Annotated in this window: 10 protein-coding genes; 4 read left to right on the forward strand and 6 right to left on the reverse strand. The window is 71.8% G+C overall.

Annotation, left to right across the window (positions count from 1 at the left end; translation table 11 throughout):
* The first annotated feature begins 122 nt into the window (after positions 1-122).
* The gene (folE, locus tag ACFWEP_RS02705) at positions 123-737 is read left to right on the forward strand and encodes a GTP cyclohydrolase I FolE (protein ID WP_328720190.1); all 615 of its coding nucleotides are present in this window, start codon (positions 123-125) and stop codon (positions 735-737) included.
* 48 nt (positions 738-785) lie between these two features.
* Here folE and ACFWEP_RS02710 read toward each other — a convergent pair whose 3' ends face one another.
* The 6 genes from ACFWEP_RS02710 to ACFWEP_RS02735 form a co-directional block, all read right to left on the reverse strand.
* The gene (locus ACFWEP_RS02710) at positions 786-1,268 is read right to left on the reverse strand and encodes a DUF3180 domain-containing protein (RefSeq protein ID WP_387364414.1); all 483 of its coding nucleotides are present in this window, start codon (positions 1,266-1,268) and stop codon (positions 786-788) included.
* Positions 1,269-1,398: 130 nt separating this feature from the next.
* Positions 1,399-2,010 (reverse strand): 2-amino-4-hydroxy-6-hydroxymethyldihydropteridine diphosphokinase, encoded by a 612-nt coding sequence (gene folK, locus ACFWEP_RS02715; protein ID WP_387364417.1) that lies wholly within the window; start codon positions 2,008-2,010, stop codon positions 1,399-1,401.
* Positions 2,007-2,366 carry a dihydroneopterin aldolase gene (gene folB / locus ACFWEP_RS02720; RefSeq protein WP_387364420.1) on the reverse strand — a complete coding sequence of 120 codons (360 nt, stop codon included), beginning with the start codon at positions 2,364-2,366 and terminating at the stop codon, positions 2,007-2,009. Before folB ends, folK begins: the two co-directional genes overlap by 4 nt.
* A 436-nt stretch (positions 2,367-2,802) precedes the next feature.
* Positions 2,803-3,309 carry a nuclear transport factor 2 family protein gene (locus ACFWEP_RS02725; RefSeq protein ID WP_387364423.1) on the reverse strand — a complete coding sequence of 169 codons (507 nt, stop codon included), beginning with the start codon at positions 3,307-3,309 and terminating at the stop codon, positions 2,803-2,805.
* Positions 3,306-4,166, reverse strand: a complete 861-nt coding sequence (folP, locus tag ACFWEP_RS02730) for a dihydropteroate synthase (protein ID WP_387364426.1) — start codon at positions 4,164-4,166, stop codon at positions 3,306-3,308. Before folP ends, ACFWEP_RS02725 begins: the two co-directional genes overlap by 4 nt.
* Positions 4,167-4,272: 106 nt before the next feature.
* The gene (locus ACFWEP_RS02735) at positions 4,273-5,466 is read right to left on the reverse strand and encodes an ABC transporter ATP-binding protein (protein WP_387364429.1); all 1,194 of its coding nucleotides are present in this window, start codon (positions 5,464-5,466) and stop codon (positions 4,273-4,275) included.
* A 171-nt stretch (positions 5,467-5,637) separates the two neighbouring features.
* Here ACFWEP_RS02735 and ACFWEP_RS02740 point away from each other — a divergent pair, with 171 nt between their 5' ends.
* The 3 genes from ACFWEP_RS02740 to ACFWEP_RS02750 all read left to right on the forward strand — a co-directional run bounded on the left by ACFWEP_RS02740 (position 5,638) and on the right by ACFWEP_RS02750 (position 8,132).
* A complete protein-coding gene (locus ACFWEP_RS02740; RefSeq protein WP_387364432.1) occupies positions 5,638-6,384 on the forward strand; it encodes an ABC transporter permease in 747 nt (248 codons plus the stop codon).
* A gap of 3 nt (positions 6,385-6,387) precedes the next feature.
* Entirely contained in the window at positions 6,388-7,065 is a 678-nt protein-coding gene (locus tag ACFWEP_RS02745; protein WP_387364435.1) for an ABC transporter permease, read from the forward strand.
* A gap of 89 nt (positions 7,066-7,154) precedes the next feature.
* On the forward strand, positions 7,155-8,132 hold the full coding sequence (locus ACFWEP_RS02750; protein ID WP_387364438.1) for a glycine betaine ABC transporter substrate-binding protein: 978 nt from the start codon (positions 7,155-7,157) through the stop codon (positions 8,130-8,132).
* The last annotated feature ends 12 nt before the right edge of the window (positions 8,133-8,144 follow it).

The following is an 8,144-nucleotide window of genomic DNA, read 5'->3' on the forward strand; positions in this document are numbered from 1 at the left end:
ACCCGCCGCCCGCCCGCACCGGAATGGATGCCGCGCCCCCCAGGTTTTAGCCTGTGGGGGCGCGGCTTTTCTGCTGGCCGCGCAGGCACCGCGCAGCCGGCGCGCAGAGGAACGAGGCACAGATGACCGACCCGGTGACGCTGGACGGCGCGCACGCGAACGGCCCGTACGGCGAGTTCGACGAGAAGCGGGCCGAGGCCGCCGTACGGGAGCTGCTGATCGCGGTGGGCGAGGACCCGGACCGTGAGGGGCTCCTGGAGACTCCGGGGCGCGTCGCGCGGGCGTACCGGGAGATCTTCGCGGGGCTCTTCCAGGAGGCCGGGGACGTCCTGACGACCACGTTCGACCTGGGGCACGACGAGATGGTCCTGGTGAAGGACATCGAGGTCTTCTCCACCTGCGAGCACCACCTGGTGCCGTTCCGGGGGGTCGCGCACGTGGGGTACATCCCGGCGACTTCGGGGAAGATCACCGGGCTCTCCAAGCTGGCCCGCCTGGTGGACGTGTACGCCCGCCGGCCGCAGGTGCAGGAGCGGCTCACCACGCAGGTCGCCGAGTCGCTGATGGAGATCCTGGAGCCGCGCGGCGTCATCGTCGTCATCGAGTGCGAACACATGTGCATGTCGATGCGCGGCATCCGCAAGCCCGGGGCGAAGACGATCACCTCGGCCGTGCGCGGGCAGCTCCGCGACCCGGCGACGCGGGCCGAGGCCATGAGCCTCATCATGGCGCGCTGAGGCGGCGGGACCGTTCTTCGACGGCCGTGCCCTCCGGGGGAGTCCCGGTCAGGCCGCGGCCACGCTCTTGTCGTCGTCGTGGTCCTCGGGGAGCTTGCAGACGTGCTCCAGGAAGAGGGCCGCGGCGATGACGGCGAAGGAAGCCACCACGGCGGCGCCCGCGTAGATCGCCTGGTCGCGGCGGGGCGCCAGGTCCAGATGGCTCAGCAGGAACACGGCGGTGCCGCCGTACATCCCGGCGACCAGTGCGGCCACCAGGGCGCTGGCCTGGCCGAAGACGAGGGCCCTGGCCGCCATCAGCGGTTCGACGCCCTTGGCCCCGGGGCGGCGCTCGCGCTGGGCGCGGAGCCGGGAGCGCAGCGAGAGGGCCGTCGCCAGCAGGATCGCGGCGATGGCCGCGAGCACGATCGGTGCGGCCAGCGGGACGCTCGGCAGGGTGCCCAGGGAGTCCCAGAGGCGGGCGGCCGCCCAGGACAGCACGCCCGCGGCTGCGAAGAGGCCGACCAGCACTCGGAGCCGTAGTTGCTTCACCGGTCACGCCGCCCTTCGCCGCCCGCGATCCGTCCCGCGGTCATGTCTGCCCTGAGCCTAACGACTGAGGACCGCCCCGTGATCCCGCGTACCCGCCGCAGGTCCGCACACCGCTCCCCGGGGCGGGTGATCACTCGGGCAGGCGGAGTTCCAGGTCGGCCCGGGGCAGCACGCCGTCCCGCCCGATCGCGGCCAGCAGCCCCGCGACCGGACCGGCGCCCGGCAGCTGGGCCTCGGGGTCCACGTCGTGCCAGGGCGCGAGGACGAAGGCCCGCTCCCCGGCGCGGGGGTGGGGCAGGGTGAGGTGCGGGTCGTCGGAGACCACGTCGGCGTAGGCGACGATGTCGACGTCGATGGTGCGGGGCCCCCAGCGCTCCTCGCGGACCCGGTCGAAGGCCTCCTCGATGGCCTGGCCGCGCTCCAGCAGCGAGGACGGCGGCAGCGTCGTCTTCACGACGACCACCGCGTTGAAGTACGAGGGCTGGGAGCCGGGCTCCACGCCCCAGGGCTCCGTCTCGTACACCGGGGAGACCGCTTTGACCCGGACGCCGGGGGTGTCTTCCAGGGCGTCGATGGCGCCCTGGAGGGTCTCCAAGCGGTTGCCCAGGTTGGAGCCGAGGGAGATCACGGCCCGCCTGGGGTTGGAGAGGGTGACGTCGGCGTCGTCCACCTGCTGGACGACCGAGGCCGGTACCGGCTGGACCGTGGGATCGCTCTGCCCGCGGGCGGAAAATGCTGTCATGCTCGGCTCCGGGTGATGGTGATGGTCACGTCGTCGAAGGGGACCGTGATCGGGGCGTCCGGTTTGTGGACGACCACCTCGACCTCGTGGACTCCCTCGTGCTTGAGGCACTGCTGGGCGATGCGTTCGGCGAGGGTCTCGATCAGATCGACCGGCTCGCCCTCGACGATGGCGACGACCTCTTCCGCGACGACGCCGTAGTGCACGGTGCGCGAGAGATCGTCGGCCGCGGCGGCGGCCCGGGTGTCCAGGCTGAGGGCCAGGTCCACGATGAAGGTCTGGCCCTCTTCGCGTTCCCGGGGGAAGACGCCATGGTGTCCACGGGCCTTGAGGCCGCGCAGCGCGACACGATCCACGCGAATCACTCCTGCTGTTGTTGGTCCACGGGGCGCGGGAACCTTCCTTTCGGAGGGTGCCGGGCCCGCGCGCCCGGCATACCGGCACCGCGCCCCGGCGAAGACGCCCTCTCCCGAATCTACCCGCGGGCACCGACAGAGCGGGGCGTCGGGTAAGGGTTGTCCCTCAATTCTTGGTGGATCGGGGCGCGGCGTGGGATGCGGTGCTCGCAAGGCGAAGGAGCGTTCGCATACTGGATGTGTGCGAACGTTCCGACGACGCGGCGAGGTGCCGCAGCTGTCGTCGCGCACCCGCCAGGAGCTGCGGGACAACCCGTGGGCGGGGCATGTCCGGCGGGACCCGCGAGGAGCGCCCGCCGCGCCCTCGGACGCTGGTGTCCGCGTATACCCGCTGTCCGGGGGTCTCAATCCCCAACGGTGCGCGACGTACGCCGGATCAGGCCGGGGGTTCCCGTTCCGGTTCCTCGTCGGACTCGGTCAGCACCGGCGACCCGTGGTGGGACCAGAGCTTCCAGCCGTCCGGGGTGCGCCGGAACACGTTGGTCGCGACGACCAGCTGGCCGACCAGCGGGCCCACGGTGTCGTCGCCCTCGGCGGGGCCGCCGCTGAGGATGTTCTCCGTGCAGTTGACCAGGGCGGTGTCCCCGGTCATGGCGACATCGACGTCGGTCAGGATGAACTGGATGTACTCGGTGTTCGCCATGATGAGCGCGTAGCTGCGCAGCACGTCGCCGCGGCCCCGGAGCACCGGCCAGCCGGGGTGGACGCAGGAGACCGTGAGGTCCTCGCCGGGCAGCCAGCGGTCGGCGAGACGTTCGTAGTCGCCGCTCTCCATCGCCTCGTAGAAGTCGGTGTTGGCCCGTTCGACGGCGGCCACGTCGGCTGACGCGTCCGGGACGCCGGGGGCGCCGTTCTCGTCGGAGCCCGCGGGCGGCGTGGTCACACGGCTCCTTCGACGGCACGGCACACGCGTACGGCGTCGGCGCTGGCCCGGACCTCGTGGACCCGGACCGCCCAGGCACCCGCCCGGGCGGAGATCGTGGAGATCGCGGCGGTCGCCGCGTCGCGCTCCCGGGCCGGCGGCGGGGTGCCGTCCGGACCGGCCAGGGTCCGCCCGAGGAACCGCTTGCGGGAGGCGGCCACCAGCAGCGGACGGCCGAGACCGTGCAGCGCGTCCAGGTGCGCGACGAGCGCCAGGTCCTGGGCGGTGTCCTTGGCGAAGCCGAGACCCGGGTCGATCACGATCCGCTCGGGCGCCACCCCGCCCGCGACCACGGCGTCCATGCGGGCGCGCAGCTCGGTGACGACCTCGCCGACCACGTCCGCGTACACCGCCCTGGCGTTCATCGACTCGCTGAAGCCGCGCCAGTGCATCACCACGAACGGTGCCCCGGTCTCGGCGACCACCCGGACCATGTCCGGGTCGGCCAGACCGCCGCTGACGTCGTTGACGAGCACACCGCCGGCGGCGACGGACCGCTCGGCGACCCGGGCCCGCATGGTGTCCACGGAGACCACGGCGCCCTCGGCGACCAGGCCCCGTACGACCGGCACCACTCGGCGCAGCTCCTCGTCCTCGTCGACCCGGCTCGCGCCGGGCCGTGTCGACTCACCGCCGACGTCGATCAGGTCCGCGCCGTCGGCCATCAGGGCCAGCCCACGCTTGATCGCGGCCGTGGTGTCGAACCACCGGCCTCCGTCGGAGAAGGAGTCGGGGGTCACATTGACGACACCCATGACCGCACAGCGGTCCCACTCCGGCAGGCCCTCGACCGTGCCCCGTCCGCGCAACGTACTCATACGTCCAGCGTAGGGCCTTTCGTTCGGGGGCATGCGGGCCTCGCGTGCTCCGGAGCCCGCGGGCACCGGAGCACGGCCGGCGGCCGACCGGCCCCGGCCCGTCCGGTCAGGGGGCCGGCGGTGCCGCGTCCGCGACCGTCTCCAGCGCGACCTCGGCGCGGGGCAGGTCGGCCGCGTCGGCGCCGATCGAGCGGCGCAGGGCCTCGTGGAGACGGCCGGGGGTGAGGGCACCGAGGTAGCGGCCCGACCTCTCGTCGTCCACGACGGCGATCCAGCCCGCGTCGTGCTGGAGCATCGCGGCGAGGGCCTGGCGGAGCGGGGCGCCGAGCGGGAGCCGGGCGTCCATGGGACGCAGCCCCTCGCGGACGGTCGCGTCCTTGCCGAGGGACGGCGCCGGCTCCGTCCCGGCGGGCAGCCAGCCCAGCGGGCGGTCCTCCTCGTCCAGCACCACCGCCCACCGGGTGCCCTCCCCGGCGATCCGGGCGACGGCGTCCCGGAGCGGTTCGCCGGGGCGGACGACCGGGGGCCGGTCGAGGTCGGCCTCCTCGACGGGGGTGACCGAGAGCCGCTTCAGGCCTCGGTCGGCGCCGACGAAGTCCGCGACGTACGGGGTGGCGGGGGCGCCGAGCACCCGGGCGGGGGAGTCGAACTGCTCGATCCTGCCCTGCCCGTAGACGGCGATCCGGTCGCCGAGGCGGACGGCCTCCTCGATGTCGTGGGTGACGAAGAGGATGGTCTTGCGTACCCGCTCCTGGAGTCCCAGGAACTCGTTCTGCAGGTGCTCGCGGACCACCGGGTCGACCGCGCCGAACGGCTCGTCCATCAGCAGGACGGGCGGGTCGGCGGCCAGCGCCCTTGCCACGCCCACGCGTTGGCGCTGTCCGCCGGAGAGCTGCTCGGGGTAGCGGGCGCCGTGCACGGACGGGTCGAGGCCGACCAGATCCAGCAGCTCCGCGGCCCGTTCCCGGGCCTTCGCGCGTTTCCATCCGAGGAGATGGGGAACGGTGGCGGTGTTCTCCAGGACCGTCCTGTGCGGGAAGAGGCCCACTTGTTGGATCACATAGCCGATACGGCGCCGGAGTCGGACGGGATCGATCGCGGATATGTCCTCACCGTCGAGGTACACGCGTCCCTCGGTCGGTTCGATCAGCCGGTTCACCATCTTCATGGTGGTCGTCTTGCCGCATCCTGACGGCCCCACGAGCGTGACGAGTTCGCCCTCGGCCACCTCGAAGGAGAGCGAGTCGACGGCCGTCGTGCCGTCGTCGTACCGCTTGGTGACGTTCTCGAAGCGGATCATGATTCCCCCTTGTGGCAGGCCCTTTGTGACGGGCGTGTTGCCGGAACGGGACGGCCTGGGTGCGTGTCCGTGCACGAGGATAGGCTCGCCGCCGTGCCCGCCGCGGGAAGGCCCGGGAAGGGTCCGTACCCCGGAATCGGGACGTTACGGGGGAAGGGGAGGTGAGAGCGGATGGCCGGATCGAACTGCCTGGTGACGAACGACTGGATCTGCGGCGAGTACCTCCGCAGCCGCGCCCAGGAGTTGACGGACGCGACCGTCCAGCACGTCTGGATCACCGCCGTGTCGGTGGCGATCGGGCTGGTGATCGCCTTCCCGCTGGCTCTTCTCGCCCGCCGGGGGCGGCACTTCGCCGGGCCGGTCCTCGGACTGACCACGGTGATCTACACCGTGCCCTCGCTGGCGATGTTCTCCCTGCTGCTGCCCGTGTTCGGGCTGTCCGCCGCACTGGTGGTCACCGGACTGGTGCTGTACTCGCTGACCATCCTCGTACGGAACATCCTGGCCGGGCTGGAAGCGGTGCCCGAGGAGGCCAAGGAGGCCGCGCGCGGCATGGGATACGGCCCCGTCCGGCTCCTCTGGGAGGTCGAGATCCCCCTCGCGCTGCCTGCGCTGATGGCCGGTCTGCGGATCGCCTCGGTGTCCACCGTGGCGCTCACCACGGTCGGCTCGCTCGTCGGCAAGGGCGGCCTCGGCAACCTCATCCGGGACGCCCTGCCGAGCCTCTTCAAGGCCCAGGTGCTGGCCGCCTCCGTGCTCTGCGTGCTGCTCGCCGTCGCGGCGGACCTGCTGCTGCTCGGTGTGCAGCGGTGGCTGACGCCGTGGACCCGGGTACGGGCGGGCGCCCGGGTGCCCGTGACGGAGCCGGCGGCAGGGCCCGCGCCGGTGGCCAAGACCGTGACGAAGGGGGCGGGCTGAGCCGTGGGAGTGGTCGCGGACGCCTGGACCTGGCTGGTCACGGGTTCCAACTGGTCCGGCCCGGACGGTGCGGCGCACCGCCTCGCCGAACATCTCTACGTCAGCGGGCTCGCGCTCCTGGTGGCCTGCGCGCTCGCGCTGCCCCTCGGGCTCCGGCTCGGCCATCTCGGCCGGGGCGGCGCGCTCGCCATCAACATCTCCAACGTGGGCCGGGCGGTGCCCGTCTTCGCGGTGCTCGCCCTGTTCATGCTCACGCCGATGCGTAATTCCGGTTATCTGCCGACGGTGATCGCCCTGGTGCTCTTCGCGGTGCCGCCGCTGCTCACCAACACCTACGTCGGCATGACCGGAGTGGACCGCGCGGTGGTGGAGGCCGCCCGGGGCATGGGGATGTCCGGGGCGCAGGTCTTCCTCCGGGTGGAGCTGCCGCTGGCCCACCCCATGATCATGGCCGGGCTGCGGTCCGCCGCCGTGCAGGTGGTGGCCACCGCCTCGATCGCGGCGATGGCCGGGCTCGGCGGGCTCGGACGCGTCATCACCGCCGGATTCAACCGGTACGACACCGCCCAGGTCTTCGCGGGAGCGGTTCTGGTCGCCCTGCTCTCCCTGGTGGTGGAGGGCCTGCTGCTGGCGCTCGACCGGCTGCTCTCGCCGTTGCGGCGGCGGGGGCGCCGGGCGTGAGCGGCACCGGGCGGTACTTCCCTCAACTCATCAGCCCCATCAGCCCCATCAGCCTCAAGAGTCACAACAGTCGTGGACGGAGACGGAACATGAGCAGAACCTCGCGCATAGCGGGTGCGGTCATCGGGACGATCGCGTTGGCCGGGTCGCTCGCGGCCTGCGGGGGCGACAGCCTGGAGAAGGACAGCGGCAAGAGCGGTTCCTCCGCCCCGGCGGACGCCGAGAAGGGCACGCTCGTCATCGGCTCCGCCGCCTTCACCGAGTCGAAGGTGCTCGCCGAGCTGTACTCCCAGATCCTCAGCGACGGCGGCTGGAAAACCTCCATCACCACCGTGGAGAACAGGGAGCTGTACGAACCCTCCCTGGAGAAGGGCGAGATCGACGTCATCCCCGAATACGCGGCGACCCTCGCGGAATTCCTCAACGCCAAGGTGAACGGCGCGAAGGAGGCGGAGAAGGCCCCGGTCGCCTCCGGTGACGTCGCGGCCACCGTCGCCGCGCTGGAGAAGCTGGCGTCCCCGCTCGGACTGAAGGTCCTTCCGGCCGGAGAGGCGGTCGACCAGAATGCGTTCGCGGTGACCAAGGAATTCGCCGCGAAGAACAAGCTGACGACGCTTTCCGATCTTGGAAAGTCGAAGATCAAGGTGAAGATCGCGGCCGGCGACGAGTGCGCGGTACGGCCCTTCTGCGCACCCGGGCTGAAGGCGACGTACGGCATTGACGTGGCGGGTATCGACCCCAAGGGCGTCGGTACTCCGCAGGCCAAGCAGGCGGTGAAGGACGGGGTGGACCAGCTCGTGCTGAGCACCACCACGGACGCCGTCCTGGACGCGTACGACCTGGTCTTCCTGGAGGACGACAAGCACCTCCAGAACGCCGACAACCTCCTTCCCGTGGTGAATGCCAAGGACGCCGGTTCGCCGGAGATCGCCGCACTGCTGGCGAAGGTCACCAGGGCTCTCACCACGGAGGATCTCGCGGAACTCAACCGCAAGGTCGACGCGGAGCGCGCCAAGCCGGCGGACGTCGCGAAGGAGTACCTGACGTCGAAGGGCCTCATCGGCTGACCGGCGGGTATC

The organism is Streptomyces sp. NPDC060198 (genome assembly GCF_042728415.1).
Classification (GTDB): domain Bacteria; phylum Actinomycetota; class Actinomycetes; order Streptomycetales; family Streptomycetaceae; genus Streptomyces.

Excerpts from the sequence above, each read along its gene's own strand:
- ACFWEP_RS02740 (WP_387364432.1), top strand. The coding sequence starts at position 5,638 with ATGGCCGGATCGAACTGCCTGGTGACGAACGACTGGATCTGCGGCGAG.
- folP (WP_387364426.1), bottom strand. The coding sequence starts at position 4,166 with ATGAGTACGTTGCGCGGACGGGGCACGGTCGAGGGCCTGCCGGAGTGG.
- folK (WP_387364417.1), bottom strand. The coding sequence starts at position 2,010 with ATGACAGCATTTTCCGCCCGCGGGCAGAGCGATCCCACGGTCCAGCCG.
- folE (WP_328720190.1), top strand. The coding sequence starts at position 123 with ATGACCGACCCGGTGACGCTGGACGGCGCGCACGCGAACGGCCCGTAC.
- ACFWEP_RS02750 (WP_387364438.1), top strand. The coding sequence starts at position 7,155 with ATGAGCAGAACCTCGCGCATAGCGGGTGCGGTCATCGGGACGATCGCG.
- ACFWEP_RS02735 (WP_387364429.1), bottom strand. The coding sequence starts at position 5,466 with ATGATCCGCTTCGAGAACGTCACCAAGCGGTACGACGACGGCACGACG.